The sequence below is a fragment of the Rhizobium sp. WSM409 genome, from assembly GCF_057653825.1.
Genome location: NZ_CM172794.1, coordinates 2,034,339 through 2,054,532 on the forward strand (window position 1 = coordinate 2,034,339; position 20,194 = coordinate 2,054,532).

Sequence of the window (20,194 nt, forward strand, 5' to 3'; positions counted from 1 at the left end):
TCCCGGGAACGGCTCGCCCCTTTCCTAGACTTCCCTTACGAAAGCGCTTCGCGATCTTAAGCTGCGCTCCTGCGCTTTAAGTCTTTGTTTTTACGCATGCCGTTATCGCAAACCGCTGCATATTTTTGCGCGGCAGGCTTTAGTATTTTAGTGAATTGTTAACCCTGTCGGTCCGATCATGGCGATGAGAATCATCATCGGACCGGCGGCTCATGTTCTTCCTGCGGCGGACCGAAACGCGAAGAACTGCCATGAGCCATGCCGCGCACAGCGCACCCGACGAGCAGCCGCTTCTTTCCATGGGGTTTCTCCTCCGCACGATGGCGGTGATCGCCGTCCTGGCGGTCCTGACTGTTGCTATCAGCATCGGCGGCCGTTGGTTCGGCCGGCATATCTCGCTTGCCGGCAACACCGACAGCACGGTTGAAATTCAGCTGGCCATTGGCCGCGACACCGTGAAATTCCCCGAGAACACCATCCGCTTCCCGAGCCAAAGGCATGAAGGCGCCGCCGAGCGCGTCGATCTCTACCTCGCCTGGCCGGAGATGCAGGGTTACGGCAAGGAAAATCACCTTCAATTCGACGATATCGCCCAGTCCTCCGGGCTGATCTTCCTGCAGATCACCCAGAGCACCATGTCGCGCGACATGTCCGGGCGGCTGGAGCCGATCTATTCGCATCTGCTCGAAGGCCCGGCCGAGCCCTTCCGCGACGGGCTGACGCTGCATCGTCTTCGCGCCGATGCGGGCTACGGCGATGAGGTGCTGCTGACGGCGCCCGTCAAGGGCGGGCCGGATTACGTCGTGCGCTGCATATTGCCGTCAGCCCCGGATAAGGCGGGGGGCGGAGATTGTCAGCGCGATATCAAAGTCGGCAGGGATCTCAGTGTTCTCTATCGTTTTTCGAGCAGCCATCTCGACGACTGGGAACATATTGATGCCGCTATCCGCACCTTTGTAGACGCGCGTCTTGTGAACCGTTCTGCGACAGGTCCCTAAAATGCTCCAGGGACAGCGAAATAAACGATTCATCATAAACGGATTGGTAACGCCCAACCGGTAGTTTTAGCAGATGAGCTGCGCGGCGGGAGGTGTGCCGTTCCTGCCAAATTCTGAAATGCCAAATATCTGAAATGCAAGCGAAGAGTGGAATAGTGTCAAGGTCAGTCTCCTCCGTATCATCGTCCCGATCCGGCAGCTTTTTCGCAAGGCTGCTGGCGATCCTTTCGGTGGCCGTCACGATCGTCATGGTCGACTCGGTGAATGCCGACGCGGAAGCGGCAAATTCGAAATATGCAGGCATCGTCGTCGACGCCAAGACCGGCAACGTTCTCTACAGCGAGAATGCCGACCGGCTGCAATACCCCGCCTCCCTGACCAAGATGATGACCCTCTATATGACCTTCGAGGCATTGGAGCAGGGTCGCATCCGTCTCGACACGCCGGTCCCCTTCTCCGCCCATGCGGCAGCCCAGGCGCCGACCAAGCTCGGTGTGCGCGCCGGCGGCACGATTACCGTCGAGCAGGGCATTCTCGGTCTCGTCACCCTGTCGGCCAATGATGCGGCAACCGCGCTCGGCGAAATGCTGGGCGGCGGCAGCGAGGATCGGTTCGCCCAGCTGATGACCGCCAAGGCGCATGCACTCGGCATGACGCGCACCACCTATCGCAATGCCAACGGCCTGCCGAATACGGCGCAGATGACGACGGCGCGCGATCAGGCCCGCCTCGGCATCGCCCTTCGCCAGCATTTCCCGCAATATTACGGCTATTTCTCCACGCGCGCCTTCAAGTTCGGCAGCCGCACGATCCGCAGCCACAACCGCTTGGTCGGTTCGGTGCGCGGCGTCGACGGCATCAAGACCGGCTACACGCGCGCCGCCGGCTTCAATCTGGTGAGCTCGGTGCAGGTCGACGGCAAGTCGATCGTCGGTGTCGTGCTCGGCGGCGCCTCGACGCCTGCTCGAGATGCCCAGATGCGCAATCTGATCGCCAGTTACCTGCCGAAGGCATCGAGCCGCGGCGGATCGTCGGCGCTGATCGCCCAGGCAACCCCTGCCCCGGCGATGATCGAGACACCCGCTCCGGTTCAGCCGAAGAAGGCCCAGCAGCAGGTCGCAAAGACCATCACCGCAGCGCAGCCGCCGGTTTCGGCCGCCGCTGCCGATCTCAGCCTGCCGCACAAAGGCCCGCTGCCGGATGCGCGTTATCAGGTCGCCGAGACCGAGGTCGCCTATGCCGAGACCGCTGCGCCGAAATCCGACAATCCGCTGGTAGCCCAGCCGATGCCGGCGCCGACCAAAGTTAAGACCATGGCCTTCAAGCAGCAGGCATCGGTCGCCGTGCCGACGCCGGCACCCGCCTATATGCCGCCGGAACAGGGCGATACGTCGGTCGATAACGTCACCACCGCCTCGACCACTCCCTCCCCGACTCGTGCCGCTTCAACCAGCAACGGTCCGACCGGCTGGGTGGTGCAGGTCGGCGTCTCGCCGAACCGGCAGATGGCCATGGATCTTCTGGAAAGCGCCAAGAGCAAGGGCGGCAAGGCGCTGGCCTCGGCGAAGCCCTTCGCGGTTGCCTATGCGGCTGGTGGTGACCAGCTTTACCGCGCCCGCTTCGGCGGCTTCGACGATCAGCGCGACGCCGTCAACGCCTGCAAGGCCTTGAAGAAGGCCGGCATCAAGTGCTGGGCGGCTGCCCAATGAGCTATTCGATGCTGCCTGCAAGATGGTTGGCGGCATCGGTGACGGCCGGAATCGGTGTTTGCGTTTCCGGCCACCGTTCTTGAACTCGATCAGTATTGCGTACGGGGAAAACAATGGCGATCAATGAGAATGTTCCGGGAATGCCTTCAGACCGCCGCATGGCGGCCAAGGGGCGCTCATCTCTGCATCCGCTGCACGAGGCGGCTATGCGCCTCGCCGAGATCGGCCTGCAGCGGCCGAAGGCGAAGTCTCCGAAGACCCGCGATCTCATCAATCTGCTGCTGTGCCATGGCGCCCGCGCCTGGCGCTATTCCCAGCCCGAAGCCCGTATCCATCTGCATGTGACCTCGCCGGACGGCAGTGCGCCGGTGCAGTTGCGCCTGCGCTGAACTGCAGAGTACCGCGTGCCCGAAGGGGGCACGCTGTCACCTTCAATTCACGCATGAAACTTTCCGGAAATCGGCTTCGATTTTCGGGGATTAGAGCAGACCAAGGTCCGTAAGCTCGCGGCGCAGATCCGCCGGCATTTCGGCAATGCCGGCGCCAAGGCTTGTCAGGTCGCGCGGCACATCGTCCTCAGTGTAATAACGCCAGCCCTGGAAGGGACGCTTCGGCTGCACAGCCGTCTCGATGACCTCAGGGCCGAGCATCAGGCGGCAGCGCGAGATACCCTCGCCGTCGGTGAAGGTCTCGATGTCGAGCAGCTTCTGCCGCGCCTGCACCTGCCCCTTGATCACCCAGTAGAGCGAGCCGCCGTCAAGCAGTTCCTCCATACGCTTCGGCGCCATGCGCGTCGTATGCATCGAATGCGGCTCGAGCCCGGCGGCGATGGCGCGCAGCGAGCGTTCCGCCACCCATTCGCGCAGGTCGTCTATCGAGTCGGCGCCGACACAGAGTTTGATGAGATGCAATGCCATGCTGCCGTTGAAATCCTTTTGGCAGCGAGCGTCAAGCGCCAACCATGCAGCATCCACAAACTCAGCATTCGACGACGTTGACCGCGAGACCGCCGGTTGAGGTCTCCTTGTATTTCTCGCTCATGTCGTGGCCGGTCTGGCGCATCGTCTCGATACAGGCGTCGAGCGGCACGAAATGCTGGCCGTCGCCCTTGATGGCGAGCGAAGCCGCAGTGACCGCCTTGACAGCGCCGAGCGCATTGCGCTCGATGCAGGGAACCTGCACCAATCCGGCGATCGGATCGCAGGTCATGCCGAGATGATGTTCGAGCGCGATTTCGGCGGCGTTCTCGATCTGCTCCGGCGTACCGCCCATGACGGCGGCAAGGCCCGCGGCCGCCATCGCCGCCGCCGAGCCGACCTCGCCCTGACAGCCGACCTCGGCGCCCGAGATCGAGGCATTATGCTTGATGATGCCACCGATGGCGGCGGCCGTCAGCAGGTAGTCGCGGATGCCGTTCTGGTCCCAGTCCTCGTGGAAATGCTCGTAGTAGCGGATCGTCGCCGGGATGACACCGGCAGCACCATTGGTCGGTGCCGTGACGACGCGCCCACCGGCTGCATTCTCCTCGTTGACCGCCATCGCATAGACGCTCAGCCAGTCATTGGCGAGCAGCGGGTTGACGCGGTTGCTGCGCCACTCCTCCTCCAGCTTGTCGTAAATCCTGCGGGCGCGGCGCTTGACGTTGAGGCCGCCGGGCATGATGCCCTCGACCTTGAGACCACGCTCGATGCAGGAGCGCATTGCCTCCCAGATACGGTCGAGCCCCTGGTCGAGCTCCTCTTGGCTGCGCTGGCTCTCCTCGTTCGCCCGCTTCATCTGGGCGATCGACAGCCCGGAGCGCTCCGCCATCTCGAGCATCTGCTTGGCGGTGGAGAAGGGATAGGGCACACGCGTGCCGCCGGGCGCGTTCTTCTTCGCCCGCATCTGCTCCAGCTCGGTGTCGGTGACGACGAAGCCGCCGCCGACCGAATAATAGATGCGCTTGACGAGCAGCCGGCCGTCTTTGTCATAAGCGGAAAAGACCATGCCGTTGGCATGGCCGGGCAGCGGCTGTTTCTTGTCGAAGATCAAGTCGGTTTTCGGCTGGAACTGATAGCCGGGATGGCCCTCCGGCGTGATGCGGCCCGTGCGCTCCACCGTGTCGACAATGCCGTCCATCTTGTCGGGATCGACGCTGTCGGGCGCTTCGCCCATCAGCCCGAGAATGACAGCCCTGCCCGTGCCGTGGCCGATACCGGTATGGGCGAGCGAGCCGTGCAGGCTGACCTTGATGGCTGTGACCTGCGCGCCCGATGACGGGCGCGGCCATTCGTTCGAGAGGATCAGCTCGAGAAACCGTTTGGCCGCCGACATCGGACCCATCGTGTGTGAGCTCGACGGCCCGACACCAATCTTGAAGACATCGAATACCGAGAGAAACATGGGTGCGCCTTCTGAAGATGAGGATGCAAGCTTAAGCGAGGCCGGTTTCGAATCCGTGCGGCGCACCGACATCGCATGGAGCCGGTGCGACATTCGCACTGCACGCTGGAGCGCCACCCGTCCAATAGGACGCTCCAGCACTTTGAGCTTGCGCATAATCCCGTCCGAAAATCGAATCCGATTTTCGGGATCATGCGCTAAACCAAACGGCCCGTCTTACCAATCATTGCTGCATTCAATGAAGGCTATGCGGAGGAAGAACTGGTTGCCTTATCTTGACAGTCTGCTCCGGCTCCCAATGTCCTGCTGACGTCGATGCTAGATGACACCTTGTAGATTGGGAGATTGGACACATGCCGCTCAAACGGATGGACAACGTAGGAATCGTCGTCGATGACCTCGACGAGACGATTGATTTCTTTCGCGAGCTCGGCCTCGAGCTCGAAGGGCGGGCTGCGATCGAAGGAGAATGGGCGGGGCGTGTTACTGGACTGGGCGATCAGCACGTCGAGATTGCCATGATGCGCACGCCTGATGGCCACAGCCGGCTCGAGCTCTCCCGCTTCCTCAGGCCGCCTGCCGTCGCAGATCACCGCAATGCCCCGGTGAACGCTCTAGGCTACCTCCGCGTCATGTTCACCCTTGATGACATCGATGAGACGCTTGAGAGGCTCCGCAAGCGCGGCGCGCAGCTCGTCGGCGAAGTCGTGGACTATCAAGACACCTATCGGCTCTGCTACATCCGCGGGCCTGGAGGGCTTCTCATCGGACTCGCCCAAGAACTTGGCTGAGCTATGCGCGAAGCTTCTCGTCGCGATCATCTTGAATGACCGTGCCGTCGGCTCCATCCCGGGGTTCGGGCGTCGTCGAGATTTGTCGTTGATCGGCGGTGGTTGACGTTGCGCCGCTCAGCAGGCGCTTTTCGATTTCTTGCAGGTCGAGGATCGCGCGGTCCATTTGGTCAGCCGGACTTTCGCGCGAAACCAGACGCCAGCGATTATCCTGCCATATCAGGACCAGCAGCCGCCGGCCTGGAACCTCTATCGTCTCATGGATGAACCATGCCCCAACGACCGCAATGCAAAGCGTCACCACGATGAGCGCCGGTTCGGGCATCATGGCATCAAAAGTCAGACGCGCCAGGAACATGATGGGGACATGGAAAAGGTAAAGTGAAAAACTGATCTTTCCGAAAAACCGCATTGGTGCAGTTGCCAGGACACGGGCTGCGATGGGAGGCTGTCGAGCGACGAGCGCGACAATCACGGCTGCGGCCACCGCACTTTGCAGGCCCCAAAATTCAGGGGAAAAACCGGGCAAGATATGCCGGTAAACGAAAAACACCGCCAGGAGAAAAAGCGTTGAAATGCCTGTGAGGGCGGATGGAATCCAGCTGTTCCAGTGGGAATGGATCATTCCGGCCAGTGCGCCGAAAAGAAAGTAGGGGAGCTTCGAGACGAGCAGGATTCCCGGGCCTGGCAATTCAACCAGGCCATCCACGACGACGACCACGGTGAGGCCCACAATCACGCCGCTATAGCGGCGCGGCTGGGCCAAGCAAAGCCACAGGACGGGAAAGAGCAGATAGAACTGGATCTCGGGTGGTATCGACCAGAAAACACCACTCGAGCCGAGAAGGACGATATGACGGACAAAATCCGTGCCGCTAACGATCGGCTGAACAAAATCCAGATTTTGCATGATCGACAGCATCGCTACGAGAACGACAGCCGCTAGGTAAACCGGATAGATGCGGGCAAAGCGGCTGACAAGAAAATCCAGGACGTTGTCTCTCGTGACCGGCCGTGAGCCGTAGAGATGAGCCATCAGGAAGCCGCTGAGAGCAAAAAACAAACCGACGGCTTCGTCGCCCATCGTCACGAGACGCGGCGCTGTGATCGGAAAGATAAGGCCAATATGGGCTCCAACGACCAGAAGCGCAGCGACACCGCGCAGGCCATCAAGACTCGGGATGTAATCCGGCCGACTCATGGGTCACTTTTGAATTCGGAGTTGAGGTTCAGTCCTGAACAATTGGCCATCACGACTTTACAAGCGGTTAACGCGGCGCCCTGCTCGTGCGCCTCTAGACTGGTGTGGCGCTAGAGCGACGCATCGTGCTCTCCGAAAATCGATTCCGATTTTCGGGCCGATGCGCTAGCGTGCATCCTCAAGACGGCAAATTGCTTTGGAAAACGGGACCACTTCTCCATGACAGCTACCAACCGCATCGCCCTCTCCAGCGACCACGCCGCCATTCAGCTCCGACAGGCTATTGCCGGTCATATCGCGGCGCAGGGGTGGGTAGCGGTCGATATCGGACCGACGACGCCGGAGAGCACACACTATCCCAAGCACGGCGAAGCGGCGGCGCGTCTCGTCGCCTCCGGCGATTGCCGCTTTGGCATCATTTTATGCGGTACCGGCCAGGGCATCATGATGGCGGCGAACAAGGTAAAGGGCATCCGTTGCGGCGTCTGCGTCGACACATTCTCAGCCCGCATGATCCGCCAGCACAACGATGCCAACATGCTTTCGATTGGCGTGCGCGTGGTGGGCGAAGGGCTGGCACTCGATATCGTGGATGCGTTCCTGACCGCCCAGTTCGAGGGCGGCCGTCATGCGACGCGGGTGGGGATGATTGAGGCGCTGGAGGGCTAGCGCCGTCCTTTTCTTCTTCTTTGGGCGCCGTCCCGAACCCCCAAGCGACGAATGACCGCTGCAGTTAGCTCCAGAAGATGCGGTCGGCGATCCACCAAGCCTTGTCGTTTCCCGACGCCTCGATTATGCCGAACTGCCGCATGGCCAAAAAGCCTGCGCCGAGCCGCCGAACTCGGCCATGCGGCATAATCCGGGTTGCGGCACGATGGCCGCGTTCATGCGGAGACTGAACACTGATGACGACGGCGGACTATATCGCTCTGGCCTTCTTTGCCTGTGTCTGGGTGGGCTATTCCTGGCTGCTGCACGGCCGCACCTTCTTCGGACGCACCAGCCTGACTCACGCGATGACCGAACGGCGCCGGGAGTGGATCTACAATTCGCTGCGCCGCGACCTGAAGATGATCGACACACAGATCATGGCCGGCCTGCAGAACGGCACCGCCTTCTTCGCCTCGACTTCGATCTTCGCGCTCGGCAGTTGCTTCGCTTTGCTCGGCGCGACGGAAAAGGTCGACGCGGTCTTCGCCGATCTGCCCTTCGTCCTCCATGGCGGCCATGCCGTCTTCGAGATGAAAGTCGGCGGACTGGCAGTGCTTTTCGGCTACGCCTTCTTCAAATTCGGCTGGTCTTATCGGCTGTTCAACTACTGCACCATTCTCTTCGGCTCGATCCCGATGATGCGCGACAGCGAGCGCGACATCATCGCCGCCGAGCGGGCCGCCGAACGCGTCATCCGCATGAATGTCATTGCCGGCAGCAATTTCAACGAGGGCCTCAGAGCGATCTTCCTGTCGATCGGCTATCTCGGCTGGTTCATCAACCCTTATGTCTTCATGATGACGACGGCGATCGTCATCTTCGTGCTGACACGCCGGCAATTTTTCTCGCAAGCGCGACTGGCGATCATGGATACCGGCCCGCCATCAAATCTCCACCTTTCTGCTATTCGCCGCGATAGGCCGTCGAGCGACGGAAGTGATTTGCCGGAGGAACTTTGATGACATTGCCGGCAAGGGAAACCGATGCAGCGGCAAAACCGCCGCGCATCGGCCTATTGGATACGGCGCGCGGCGTCGCGTTGATCGCCATGGCGAGCTACCATTTCAGCTGGGACATGGAGTTCATGGGCTATCTCGCGCCGGGCACGGCCGAGACAGGCTGGCTGAAGATCTATGCCCGGGCGATCGCCACCACCTTTCTCTTCATCGTCGGCGTCAGCCTGGTGCTGTCGAGCAAGCCTGAGATTCGCTGGCCATCCTTCTGGAAGCGCTTCGGCATGATTGCCGCGGCAGCCGCGGTGATCTCGATCGCCACGCGCATCGCCATGCCAAACGAGTGGATCTATTTCGGCATCCTGCACTGCATCGCGGTGCTCACGCTCATCGGCGTCGTTTTTTTGAGATTGCCGCTCGCCTTCACGCTCATCGCCACGCTCGCGCTCCTTGCCGCCTGGATAACCGATAATTTCGGACCACCCGGCCTGCTTCGCTCATCCTTCTTCGATCCCCGATATCTCGCCTGGATCGGCCTTGCGGTGACGCCGGAGCGCTCCAACGACTATGTGCCGCTGTTTCCTTGGGCAACGCCCTTCTTCGCTGGATTGAGTATCGCCTCGATCGCCATCAGAACCAGGCTGCTGCACCGGCTTGCCGCCGTCGGCACCGGCTCCTGGTGGCCGGCAAAGCTTGGCCGCCACAGCCTTGCTTTTTATCTCATCCACCAGCCGGTGTTGATCGCCATCGCCTACGGGATTTCCCTCGTCTTCCCGCCGCAGGCGCCGGATCCGGTCGCGACTTACCTGAGGCAATGCAACGCCTCTTGCGTCATGCAGCAAGGCGAAGCACTCTGCCACAGCTTCTGCCAGTGCACGCTGGGGAAATTGCAGGCGCAAGCCCTGTTCACACCGCTGCAGGAGGGCGCGATCGATATACAGAACGACGAGCGGGTCCAGACGATCGCTGCCGAATGCAGCGCCGAGGCTGAATGAGTTCGCCGACAATACGGCGCGTGATCAGGTGGTGACGCCGATTTCGGCGAGGCGGCCGAGGCAGGTCTCTTCGATAGCGTCGAGTTCCGCCAGCGTGTCGTCGATATCCTTGCGCTTCTGGCGCAGGTCGTCGCGCTTCTCGTCGACGCGCTTCATCAGGAGCTTCAACTGGCCGAGTTCGCCCGGCGGCTCCTTGTAGACCTGGATGATCTCGCGGATCTCTGCGATGGTGAAACCGATGCGCCGGCCGCGCAGGATTTCCCCGATGAGGCGACGGTCGGCTTGCCGGAACAGACGGGTACGCCCGCGCCGCTCCGGATGGATCAGTCCCTCGTCTTCGTAGAAGCGGAGCGTGCGCGTCGAGACCCCGAATTCGCGCGTCAGTTCCGTTATGCTATAATATTTGTTCACCGGCATGTGTTCCCCGTCGTCGGACAGACGATAATATTGACTTTTACGTAATAGTCAATTTTTGGGCGGTTCAGATGCCGAACCACCAAGTGGCGATACCAAGAAAGGCGAAGAAGCCGGTACAGTCCGTCACCGTCGTGACGAAGACCGACGAAGCGATCGCCGGGTCGGCGCCCATCTTGTCGAGCAACAGCGGCAGAAGGATGCCGGCAAGAGCGGCTGCCATCAGGTTGATGACCATCGCCGCCGCAATCACCCCGCCGAGCTGGTAGTCGTGGAACCAGGTCCCGGCGATCGCGCCCATGATCGTCGCGAAGACGATGCCGTTGAGGATGCCGACGCCCGCCTCCCTGCGGATGATGCGGCCGGCATTGTAGATGTCGAGATCGCGGGTGGCGAGCGCGCGCACCGTCACCGTCATCGTCTGCGTGCCGGCATTGCCGCCCATCGAGGCGACGATCGGCATCAGCACGGCGAGCGCGATCATCTTCTCGATCGAGCCGTCGAACAGCCCGATGACGCTTGCCGACAGCATCGCCGTGCCGAGATTGATCAAAAGCCACAGGAAGCGCGAACGCACCGTCGAAAGCACATTGTCCGACAGCTCTTCGTCGCCGACGCCGCCGAGGCGCTTGATGTCCTCGTCCGCCTCCTCATGGATGACGTCGACGACGTCGTCGATGGTCAGCACGCCGACCAGCCGGCCGTTCTCGTCGACGACGGCGGCCGAGAGAAGGTCGTACTGCTCGAAGAGCTGGGCCGCCTCCTCCTGGTCCATCTCGGCCGGAACCGGATGGTTGGTCTCACGCATGATCTGCTCGATCTTCGTCTGCCGCTTGGTGCGCAGGATCTGGTCGAGATCGACTGCGCCGAGCAGCTTGAAGGTCGGATCGATGACGAAGATCTGCGAGAAGGAATAGGGCAGATCCTCTTCGTCGCGCATGTAGTCGATCGTCTGGCCGACCGTCCAGAACGGCGGCACGGCGACGAATTCCGTCTGCATGCGGCGCCCGGCCGAACTTTCGGGATAGTCCAGCGCCCGGCGCAGCCGCACCCGCTCGGTGAACGGCAGCTGGGCGAGGATCTCTTCCCGGTCCTCCTTGTCGAGGTCTTCGAGAATGTAGACGGCATCGTCCGAATCGAGCTCGCCGATCGCCGCGGCGATCTGCGCGTTCGGCATCTGGTCGACGATTTCGCGGCGGATCGCCTCGTCGACCTCGGTCAGCGCCGTCATGTCGAAATCGTCGCCGAGCAGGCGCACCAGCGCCAGGCGCTGATCCGGCTGGATCGATTCCAGCAGGTCGCCTATTTCGGATTCATGCAGGCGGGCAACGTTCTGGCGCAGGAACAGTGTGTCGCGGTCGGCGATCGCAGCACCCACGAGCGCCAGGAAATCGCCGCGGACATTGCCGTCCTCGTCGTAGATATCGGCTTCCTCGTCATCGGGACGCCTGCGAATGCGGTCTTCCCCATCGGTCGTCGTCATCTGCCGCCCTCGCATCTGGTTCGAATTTCAACGACTGCCGCGCCGCATTCGCAAATGTCGGCCGAAAACACATTATCAACAAGCGGATAAGCGAATCCGGCGCGAGGCTCCCGCAGCCGGAATTCTTGGCTCCTGCTAGCCCAAAGCATCCGTGTCGTAAAGCGCCAAACGTGCTTCGTGATGACAATGCCCGCGGCCGGCGATAGTTTCCTCCCCCGTCCAAGCAGAGGAAACCTTCCCCATGCCCATCCGTCCGATTCTGCGCTATCCGCATCCGGGCCTGAAGACTGTCTGCGCGCCGGTGACAGCCTTCGATTCCTCGCTTACAGCCCTTGCCGGCGACCTGCTGGCGACGATGCGCGCAGCCCCCGGCGTCGGCATCACCGCCGCCCATATCGGCGTCGTCAGCCGTGTCACGGTGTTGGAGCTCGACAAGGCCGACGGCGTGCGCCTCTACGTCAACCCTCATATCACCTGGTTTTCGCAGGAGACGATGAGCCATGTCGAAGGCAGCGTCTCGATGCCCGGCGCGACCGACGAGGTCACGCGCCCTCGGGCGATCCGCTTCCGCTATCAGGATGCCGAGGGCGCCGTGCACGAGGACGGTGCCGAAGATTTCCTCGCCATCTGCGTCCAGCACGAAGTCGACCAGCTCGACGGCATATTCTGGCTGCAGCGCCTCTCGCGGCTGAAGCGCGACCGTCTCGTGAAAAAATGGGAGAAGACCCAGGACTGACAATCACGGCTGACAAATCGCCGTCCACACCGAACCATTCGCCGCTGCCGGCGTTTCCAGCAGAGAAACAAGGAGCAAATGCAATGGCAAGGATCGGTGACAAAACCCAGTTTTCCCGGGAGAAGCCTGAGCTTTCCCGGGAAGAAGATTATCGCGATCTCGAAGAGCGCAATCTCGACGACGGCTGGCCCTATGCCGATGGCAGCGGCGCCGGCACCGGCGGCCCTGATAATCGCCCCTACGGCGAGACAGCGGCCAATTTCGACAGCGATCCCAACAAGGGCTTCCGGGTCGACGGCACGGATGAGGACGGCAATGAAAACCGCCTGAGAGATTCGCTGCGGGCCGATACGATCGACCGCGATGAAAGCGACGAACTCGAAGCGCGGGTAAACGACAATCTCGAAAACATTCCCGAGGTCGATATCGACAGTATCGAGGTTCATGCAGACGGTCACGTCGTCACGCTGGAAGGCTCGGTGGAGACGATCGGCATCGCCCGCAAGGTCGAACTCGGCGCGCTTTCGGTCGACGGCGTCCATCATGTCCGCAACAAACTGCAGCTGACCGGTGTCGATGCGCATATCCCGAACGAGGATTGAACTTCACGCCAAAGCGCAGATCATCAACGGGCGGCGGGCTACCGTCGCCTGTTGCCGATCTTTATCAACATTACCAAAAGTTAACAATTTACGATTGTAGCAACAACTGTCTTATTTCTGAGACCAATCGCCGATTTTTGTTAGGCGACTTCTGTCACAAGAACGTTAGTTTCGTTGACAACACTGTGATTTCATTTGGACAAATGGTCGCGGCTGCGTCGCCATATTATCACAAAATTGCCTGAATTGGAGCGCGAACTCGTGTGTGCCGAGGGTTAGTTTACGTTTGTGGAATTCAACAGCAGATTGAGGAGATAGACCCATGCGCATCAAATTCGCCCTTGCCGCGTCCCTGTTCGCCGTCAGCCTTGCAGGCGCTGCCTTCGCCCAGCCGACCTATTCCGACGACTACAACAACGACAGCGACGGCTTCGCCCCAAGCCCCATGTCGAAGCCTGCTCCGGTCCACTACAGCAGTCGCAAGGCGCCGGCATATTCCAGCGACTACACCAATGACAGCGACGGCTTCGCCCCGAGCGCCATGGCGTCTCCTGTCGTCGACAAGACCGCAACGGCCAGCATCAATTCCCTGCCTCCGTGCCATAGCATGATCGGCCCGAAGGGCTCCCATACCAAGGGTGCCGACAGCGGCGCCTCCCGCACCGAAGCATGCCGCGCGACGCATTGATCCGATAAAAGACCGGGATCCTATAAAGGACCGAGATCCGATAAAAGAAAGGGCCGGAAACGGCCCTTCTCTTTTTCAATCGACGTGCTTGTCGTCTCAGAACACGAACGGAACGAGCCGGTAACGGGTCGTGTTCATGAAGGCCTCGTAAGCAGGATCCTGCTTCAACAGACGCTCCTCCGCCAAGAGACGGAAACACTGTGCGGAAAGGGCCGCCGCATAGATGGCAAAATTCCAAAGGCTCGGATGGGTCAGGAAAAAGCCGATATGCGTCATTAGATAACCCGCATACATCGGATGGCGAATAAACTTGTAGGGTCCGCCGATCTTGACGCCGCGATTGGCCGGCACCAGGCCGAAGCTCCGCCGCAATGTCAGCTTTGCCGATATCTGCAGGACGAAACCAAGTGCCATCACCGTCCCGCAGAATGCCAGCGGTGCTAGCGGCTGTGTCGCTGAGGGCGCGGCGAGCAGTGGGAAGATCGTGCCGATGGCGGTGACCGTCCAGTCGAACAGGCGCAGAGACGCGTTTTTCGTCGGCCGGCGCGTGAGGATGAGGAAGGCGGCGGCTCCCTCCGAAACGATCAGCAGGCAATCGATGATCGCCCGATTGTCCTGCATCTGCGGCAGGACACGCATGACGATCCCGACGAAAAAATAGCCGATGAGGACCTTCTCGATAAGATCGAGAACGAAATACACATCGAGGAATGACCAGCTTGCCGCTGCATTTTTTTTCATTGTCCTCAGACTTCCATATTCACAGAGCTGTAGTGTCGTATATATTTGCCATTGCTAATTATAGGTTAAAATGTTGGCTCGCATCTGACGGTGAAGCGATTGCCGAGCCTGACTGCGGGATGCGCCAGGCAATGCAAATTGCCCCGGTCGCCGCCGTGATCAGTCAGATTTCGCCGGTCGTTTCGCCGAAAACCGCTTCGAAGGCGGTGCGAAGCCGGATATCGACATCAGCCATCATCACCGGCAAGCCAAGATCGACGAGGCTGGTCACGCCGTAGGCCGATATCCCGCAGGGCACGATGCCGCCGAAATGATCGAGATCGGGATCGACGTTGAGCGACAAACCGTGGAAGGTCACCCATTTCCGCAGCCTTATGCCGAGGGCGGCGATCTTATCCTCGGCCATCGCCCCATCGGTCAGCAGTGGCTTTTCCGGCCGGCGCACCCACACGCCGACGCGATCTTCACGTCGCTCGCCGCGCACATTCATCATGTCGAGCGTGCGGATGACGACATCTTCAAGGGCAGCGACGAAGGCCCGCACGTCCTGCCGCCGCCTTTTCAGGTCGAGCATGACATAGGCGACGCGCTGGCCGGGTCCGTGATAGGTGTATTCACCGCCGCGCCCTGTCGCAAAGACCGGAAACCGGTTCGGCTGGACAAGGTCCCTCGCATTGGCGCTGGTGCCGGCAGTATAGAGCGGCGGATGTTCGACGAGCCAGACGAGCTCATCACCGCCATCAGCGATCACAGCCACCTCGCGCTCCATCGTTTCCACCGCCTCCTCATAGGGGACGAGGCCGTCGGCAATGCGCCAGCGGACCGGCCGGGTGCCGAGTTGGGGAAGCATGGAAAATTCGAGATCGGTGCGAAGCATGGCCATTCCTTGCCGCTCTCCTCAAAATGCCTGTGAAATAGGGGCGGCAGGACAGCTATATGGACCCGTTTCGGGGCCAATTCAAATGCTGTGAGCGGTTTTCAAAAAAACTGTCATATCGCCCTTGTGCACCCCAGATGCTTTTGCTACATGCTGCCCCGCCGACGCAAATCGGCACCTACCACGATGCGGTCGTGGCGGAATTGGTAGACGCGCAGCGTTGAGGTCGCTGTGGGGCAACCCGTGGAAGTTCGAGTCTTCTCGACCGCACCATTTCCCTTCAGGGAAACGCTTTCTAAGCGACGATTTCGATTTCACCTCGAAGCTATTTGCGGTTGATCGGCTTGATTACCCGGCCATCTCATGGTTGATGGCGTCATCCTCGCAAGAATCAGCAGCCATGTCAGAGCCCCATCAAAATCCCCTGCAGGGCATGGCCATCATGTCCGGCGCCATGCTCATCCTGCCGATCATGGATGCGATCGCCAAATACATGGCGACCTTCGAAGCGATGTCACCGGGTCAGGTGACCTTCTACCGATTCTTTTTCCAGATCGCCTGCACCCTGCCGATTCTTTTCGCCCTTTTCGGCCTGAAGGCGCTTTCGGCGCAACGGCCGTGGATGAACCTGTTGCGCGGTGCGCTGCATGGTGGTGCGAGCCTGCTTTTCTTCGTCGCCGTCAAATACATGCCGCTTGCCGATGTCTTCGCCATCTATTTCGTCGAGCCCTTCATGCTGACCGCCCTGTCGGCGCTGTTTCTCGGAGAGAAGGTCGGCTGGCGGCGCTGGACGGCGATTGTCGTCGGTTTCGGCGGCGCGATGATCGTCATTCAGCCGAGCTACGAGATTTTCGGCTTGAAGGCGCTGCTGCCGGTCGCCTGCGCCTTTCTGTTCTCGCTCTATCTCTTCCTCAACCGCGCCATCGGCGAGGCCGATTCTCCGCTGACCATGCAGACGATGGCCGGCATCGGCGGAACGGTCTTCATGGCGGCCGCCCTTTTCCTCGGCAACAGTTCAGGCAATGCCGATTTTGCCGTCTCTTTACCCTCCTCCGGCCTCGGTCTTGTTCTGCTTCTCGCCCTCGGCTCGATCTCGGGATATGCGCATATGCTCATCGTCCGGGCTTTCCGGCTCGCGCCGCTGTCGCTGCTTGCGCCGTTCCAGTACTTCGAGATCATCTCGGCGACCGTTCTCGGCTATGCGCTTTTCAACGATTTCCCGAGCTTTTCCAAATGGATCGGCATCTTCATCATCGTTGCGTCAGGCCTCTTCATCATCTGGCGCGAGCGGCTGCAGGCGCAATCGTTAAAATCTTCCTGACCCGGGGAATATCGGGTTAACTCCTCTTCTTGAGGGATCGTCAATTCGCAGGCGGTAAAACCGTCTCCGGCTTCATGATGAAGCCTGGAGTTAAAACATGAGCGAATTTCGTCTCGCTTTTCCGGCCTGTGTCGTGGCCGGCAAGCATCGGCTGACGGCCGAAGATATAGTACTGCTGCGCAAACATAGTTTTCCGGAGGGTATCCGGACATCCGACGATGTCGTGGCGATGTTGGCGCTCAACAATTCCTGCCCTGAAAAATGTGCCGACTGGAACGCTTTCTTCGTCGAGCAGCTCGCCGGTTTCATCGTCCATTACACCTATCCGCAGGGCTCACTGGATGAAATCAACGTCGCCTGGATCATGCGCATGTTCACGACCGATGGTGTCGTCAACTCGGCGCTCGAGCTCGAACTCATTCTCCACGTCATGGAGATTTCGGCCGATGTCCCAGTCGAGTTGAGAGCGCTCGCCCTCGATCAGCTTCGCCTGGCGATCACCGACAATATCGGTGGCTACAAGCTGTCGCGCGCCATCGATCGCCGGGGCATCACCCGCCAGGACATCGACTATGCGATGCGCATCTTCAGAAGCGTCGCCGAAGGCGGCGTCATCCCGGTCTCGTCGGTCGAATACGGCGTTCTCCAGCAGATCGAGCAGGCAACGCTGCGCGGCGCCAATCATCCGCACTGGGCGGGGATCATGGCTGCCGTCGAGCTGCGCGACTATGCCGAGCCGCGGCGCAGCCGCTGGCTGCGCATCGTCGACGAGGAACCCGTCGCAGAAGCCGCCGTCGCCTGACGCTCCGCAAGCCTGATTGTGCGTTCCGGTGTTTTGTGCGTAAAACTCCGGGATGCATTTCTGGGTGGAGTCTCGATGTTCAAGAAAATCCTGATCGCGAATCGCGGCGAAATCGCCTGCCGCGTGATCAAGACTGCGCGCCGCATGGGTATTTTGACCGTCGCGGTCTATTCGGATGCGGATCGGGACGCGCTGCATGTCGAGATGGCCGACGAGGCCGTTCATATCGGCCCGGCCGCGGCGTCGGAGAGTTATCTGGTTGCGGAAAAGATCATTGCCGCCTGCAAGGCAATCGGCGCCGAGGCGGTGCATCCCGGCTATGGCTTCCTGTCCGAACGCGCCTCCTTCTGCGCTGAATTGGAAAAACAGGGCATCATCTTCATCGGCCCGAAGCCGAAAGCCATCATGGCGATGGGCGACAAGATCGAATCGAAGAAATTCGCCAATGCCGCCGGTGTATCCACCGTGCCCGGCCATCTCGGCATCATCGAGGATGGCGCCCATGCGGAAGTGATATCGGGCGGGATCGGTTATCCCGTCATGATCAAGGCATCGGCCGGCGGCGGCGGCAAAGGCATGCGCATTGCCTGGAACGAGGCGGAAGTGCGCGACGGCTTCGAGCGCGCCCGCTCGGAGGCGAAAAGCTCTTTCGGCGACGACCGCGTCTTCATCGAAAAGTTCGTCGTCGAGCCGCGACATATCGAGATCCAGGTCCTGGCCGATGCGCATGGCAACGTCGTCTATCTCGGCGAGCGCGAATGCTCGATCCAGCGGCGGAACCAGAAGGTGGCGGAAGAGGCGCCCTCGCCCTTCCTCGATGAAGCGACCCGCAAGGCGATGGGCGAACAATCGGTGGCGCTGGCGAGAGCCGTCGATTACCAGAGCGCCGGCACCGTCGAATTCATCGTCGACCGGGACCGCAATTTCTATTTCCTCGAAATGAACACCCGCCTGCAGGTCGAGCATCCCGTGACCGAACTCATTACCGGCATCGACCTCGTCGAGCAGATGATCCGTGTCGCAGCAGGAGAGCCCCTTCCCTTTGCCCAGGAGGATATCAGGCTTGACGGCTGGGCGGTCGAGAGCCGGCTCTATGCCGAGGATCCCTATCGCAACTTCCTGCCCTCGATCGGCCGCCTGACGCGCTACCGGCCGCCGGCGGAAGGCAGGACCGGCAATGTCGTCGTCCGCAACGATACCGGCGTCTTCGAAGGCGCCGAGATCTCGATGTATTACGACCCGATGATCGCCAAGCTCTGCACCTGGGCGCCGACGCGGCTGGAAGCGATCGAGGCCATGGGTCAGGCGCTCGACGGTTTCGTCGTCGATGGCATCGAGCACAATGTTCCTTTCCTGTCGGCGCTGATGAAACATCCGCGCTGGCGCGAGGGCCGGCTTTCCACAGGCTTCATCGCCGAGGAATACCCCGATGGCTTTGCGCCGATGAAACCGGACCCGGCGCAAGAAGCCGTGCTTGCCGGCATCGCGCTCTCCGCCTGCCTGATCGAGACCAACCGCCGCGAACGTTTCGCCGATCGCCTGCGCGCCGCAGCGGGCGCGCTGCGCGAGGATTGGGTGGTCAAGATCGGCGACAACCACGTCGCGGCAAGATTGCTCGACGGCCTCGTCACCATCCCCTTCGATATGGATATCGCGATCGATGGGGCGATAGAGGGCGGGAGCCAGAATGTTGTCACCGATTGGAGACCGGGCGACCCTGTCTGGAGGGGCAAGGTCGGCGGTCGCGACATCACCGCGCAGATCCGCCCCGTTCTGAACGGCTTGCGCATCGACTGGCAGGGACTTTCAGTGACGACCAAGGTCTTTTCGCCGCGTCATGCCGAGCTCGACAGGCTGATGCCGGTGAAGCTGCCGCCCGATACTTCCAAGCTCCTGCTCTGCCCGATGCCCGGCCTCGTCGTCGCCATCGCGGTGGCCGAGGGCCAGGAGGTCAAGGCCGGTGAGACGCTTGCGATCGTTGAAGCGATGAAGATGGAAAACGTGCTGCGCGCCGACCGCGATCTCGTCGTCTCGAAGATCAATGCCGCGGCCGGCGAAAGCCTGGCCGTCGATGCCGTCATCATGGAATTCGCCTGAGAGACAAGCCAGGCGGCCGGCTTCACATCGGCCCGGCTTGCCGACCATGCCAAGCTCAGCCCGACAAGCAGCTGGGTACCGACAAAATCAGCAGGGAGATATCAAGATGGACGTTCGCGCCGCCGTTGCCCTTCAGGCAGGAAAACCGCTGGAAGTGATGGCCGTGCAGCTGGAGGGGCCGCGGGCCGGCGAAGTGCCGGTGGAGGTCAAGGCGACGGGGGCTGCGGCCACCTATAGGGCAGACCTCAGGAGTCTTGATGAACTTACCACGCGGGAACTCTACGACCTCTTGAGAATGCGCGTCGATGTCTTCGTCGTCGAGCAGAACTGCCCCTACCCGGAACTTGACGGCAAGGATATCGATGCCTTGCATCTGCGGCTGCTGGAAGGTGCCGAACTCCTCGGCGCGGCGCGAATCCTGAAACCGTATGAGCCACAGGATCCGTCGAAGATCGGCCGCGTTGTCGTCTCGCCTGACCATCGCGGCAAGCGGCTGGGCGATGCACTGATGAGCGAGGCGATTGCCGCTTGCGAGCGGCTTTATCCGGAAAATCCTATTGCCTTGTCAGCACAGGCCCATTTGCGGCGGTTCTACGAATCTTTCGGTTTCATAGCGGTGTCACAGGAATATCTGGAAGACGGCATTCCCCACATCGATATGGTCCGCCAGCAGGCCACGCAACCGGCATGAGG

21 protein-coding genes and 1 tRNA gene are annotated in these 20,194 nt (G+C 60.9%); 15 read left to right on the top strand and 7 right to left on the bottom strand.

All coding sequences use genetic code 11. From position 1 onward, the window contains the following. Positions 1-212 precede the first annotated feature (212 nt). From AC25BC_RS10255 to AC25BC_RS10265, 3 genes are all read left to right on the top strand, one after another. Positions 213-998, top strand: coding sequence for a hypothetical protein (locus tag AC25BC_RS10255; RefSeq protein ID WP_487778551.1), 786 nt, complete (start codon positions 213-215; stop codon positions 996-998). 134 nt (positions 999-1,132) lie between these two features. Further along, positions 1,133-2,707, top strand: coding sequence for a D-alanyl-D-alanine carboxypeptidase (locus AC25BC_RS10260; RefSeq protein WP_128439311.1), 1,575 nt, complete (start codon positions 1,133-1,135; stop codon positions 2,705-2,707). Between the two features lie 113 nt (positions 2,708-2,820). Beyond that, positions 2,821-3,096, top strand: coding sequence for a hypothetical protein (locus tag AC25BC_RS10265; RefSeq protein ID WP_003586322.1), 276 nt, complete (start codon positions 2,821-2,823; stop codon positions 3,094-3,096). Positions 3,097-3,186: 90 nt separating this feature from the next. Here AC25BC_RS10265 and AC25BC_RS10270 read toward each other — a convergent pair whose 3' ends face one another. Further along, positions 3,187-3,624, bottom strand: coding sequence for a DUF1489 family protein (locus tag AC25BC_RS10270; RefSeq protein ID WP_128439312.1), 438 nt, complete (start codon positions 3,622-3,624; stop codon positions 3,187-3,189). Between the two features lie 61 nt (positions 3,625-3,685). After that, positions 3,686-5,089 carry an L-serine ammonia-lyase gene (locus AC25BC_RS10275; protein WP_487778552.1) on the bottom strand — a complete coding sequence of 468 codons (1,404 nt, stop codon included), beginning with the start codon at positions 5,087-5,089 and terminating at the stop codon, positions 3,686-3,688. A gap of 353 nt (positions 5,090-5,442) precedes the next feature. Here AC25BC_RS10275 and AC25BC_RS10280 point away from each other — a divergent pair, with 353 nt between their 5' ends. After that, complete coding sequence (locus tag AC25BC_RS10280) at positions 5,443-5,880, top strand: VOC family protein (RefSeq protein ID WP_128439313.1); 438 nt, start codon at positions 5,443-5,445, stop codon at positions 5,878-5,880. Position 5,881: 1 nt separating this feature from the next. Here the strand turns inward: AC25BC_RS10280 and AC25BC_RS10285 are convergent, their stop codons facing one another. Then, on the bottom strand, positions 5,882-7,081 hold the full coding sequence (locus tag AC25BC_RS10285; protein ID WP_128439314.1) for an acyltransferase family protein: 1,200 nt from the start codon (positions 7,079-7,081) through the stop codon (positions 5,882-5,884). Between the two features lie 219 nt (positions 7,082-7,300). Between AC25BC_RS10285 and rpiB the strand changes: the two genes are divergently transcribed. The 3 genes from rpiB to AC25BC_RS10300 all read left to right on the top strand — a co-directional run bounded on the left by rpiB (position 7,301) and on the right by AC25BC_RS10300 (position 9,740). Next, positions 7,301-7,750 carry a ribose 5-phosphate isomerase B gene (gene rpiB, locus AC25BC_RS10290; protein WP_012757564.1) on the top strand — a complete coding sequence of 150 codons (450 nt, stop codon included), beginning with the start codon at positions 7,301-7,303 and terminating at the stop codon, positions 7,748-7,750. Between the two features lie 236 nt (positions 7,751-7,986). After that, positions 7,987-8,751 (top strand): DUF599 domain-containing protein, encoded by a 765-nt coding sequence (locus AC25BC_RS10295; RefSeq protein WP_012757565.1) that lies wholly within the window; start codon positions 7,987-7,989, stop codon positions 8,749-8,751. Continuing rightward, positions 8,751-9,740, top strand: coding sequence for a heparan-alpha-glucosaminide N-acetyltransferase (locus AC25BC_RS10300; protein WP_012757566.1), 990 nt, complete (start codon positions 8,751-8,753; stop codon positions 9,738-9,740). Before AC25BC_RS10295 ends, AC25BC_RS10300 begins: the two co-directional genes overlap by 1 nt. A gap of 24 nt (positions 9,741-9,764) precedes the next feature. Here the strand turns inward: AC25BC_RS10300 and AC25BC_RS10305 are convergent, their stop codons facing one another. Both AC25BC_RS10305 and mgtE read right to left on the bottom strand, forming a co-directional pair. After that, positions 9,765-10,157 (bottom strand): MerR family transcriptional regulator, encoded by a 393-nt coding sequence (locus tag AC25BC_RS10305; protein WP_011652104.1) that lies wholly within the window; start codon positions 10,155-10,157, stop codon positions 9,765-9,767. Between the two features lie 64 nt (positions 10,158-10,221). Continuing rightward, positions 10,222-11,637, bottom strand: coding sequence for a magnesium transporter (gene mgtE / locus AC25BC_RS10310; RefSeq protein WP_012757567.1), 1,416 nt, complete (start codon positions 11,635-11,637; stop codon positions 10,222-10,224). 241 nt (positions 11,638-11,878) lie between these two features. On the opposite strand from mgtE, the gene AC25BC_RS10315 reads away from it, so the two are divergent. From AC25BC_RS10315 to AC25BC_RS10325, 3 genes are all read left to right on the top strand, one after another. Continuing rightward, the gene (locus tag AC25BC_RS10315) at positions 11,879-12,373 is read left to right on the top strand and encodes a peptide deformylase (RefSeq protein WP_012757568.1); all 495 of its coding nucleotides are present in this window, start codon (positions 11,879-11,881) and stop codon (positions 12,371-12,373) included. Between the two features lie 83 nt (positions 12,374-12,456). After that, on the top strand, positions 12,457-12,975 hold the full coding sequence (locus AC25BC_RS10320) for a BON domain-containing protein (protein WP_012757569.1): 519 nt from the start codon (positions 12,457-12,459) through the stop codon (positions 12,973-12,975). Between the two features lie 322 nt (positions 12,976-13,297). Continuing rightward, positions 13,298-13,663: a hypothetical protein gene (locus tag AC25BC_RS10325; protein ID WP_012757570.1), complete on the top strand. Its 366-nt coding sequence runs from the start codon at positions 13,298-13,300 to the stop codon at positions 13,661-13,663. Positions 13,664-13,759: 96 nt separating this feature from the next. Here AC25BC_RS10325 and AC25BC_RS10330 read toward each other — a convergent pair whose 3' ends face one another. Both AC25BC_RS10330 and lipB read right to left on the bottom strand, forming a co-directional pair. Further along, positions 13,760-14,404 carry a methyltransferase family protein gene (locus tag AC25BC_RS10330; protein WP_012757571.1) on the bottom strand — a complete coding sequence of 215 codons (645 nt, stop codon included), beginning with the start codon at positions 14,402-14,404 and terminating at the stop codon, positions 13,760-13,762. Between the two features lie 163 nt (positions 14,405-14,567). Further along, complete coding sequence (gene lipB, locus AC25BC_RS10335) at positions 14,568-15,287, bottom strand: lipoyl(octanoyl) transferase LipB (RefSeq protein ID WP_017994155.1); 720 nt, start codon at positions 15,285-15,287, stop codon at positions 14,568-14,570. 182 nt (positions 15,288-15,469) lie between these two features. Between lipB and AC25BC_RS10340 the strand changes: the two genes are divergently transcribed. The 5 genes from AC25BC_RS10340 (at position 15,470) to AC25BC_RS10360 (ending at position 20,192) form a co-directional block, all read left to right on the top strand. Beyond that, positions 15,470-15,554, top strand: a tRNA-Leu gene (locus tag AC25BC_RS10340). Positions 15,555-15,651: 97 nt separating this feature from the next. Next, positions 15,652-16,602 (top strand): DMT family transporter, encoded by a 951-nt coding sequence (locus AC25BC_RS10345; RefSeq protein WP_171815685.1) that lies wholly within the window; start codon positions 15,652-15,654, stop codon positions 16,600-16,602. A 97-nt stretch (positions 16,603-16,699) separates the two neighbouring features. Next, positions 16,700-17,404, top strand: a complete 705-nt coding sequence (locus AC25BC_RS10350; protein WP_011652111.1) for a hypothetical protein — start codon at positions 16,700-16,702, stop codon at positions 17,402-17,404. Between the two features lie 75 nt (positions 17,405-17,479). Then, positions 17,480-19,501, top strand: coding sequence for an acetyl-CoA carboxylase biotin carboxylase subunit (locus AC25BC_RS10355; protein ID WP_128439315.1), 2,022 nt, complete (start codon positions 17,480-17,482; stop codon positions 19,499-19,501). Positions 19,502-19,607: 106 nt separating this feature from the next. Further along, a complete protein-coding gene (locus tag AC25BC_RS10360) occupies positions 19,608-20,192 on the top strand; it encodes a GNAT family N-acetyltransferase (RefSeq protein ID WP_012757575.1) in 585 nt (194 codons plus the stop codon). Positions 20,193-20,194 lie beyond the last annotated feature (2 nt).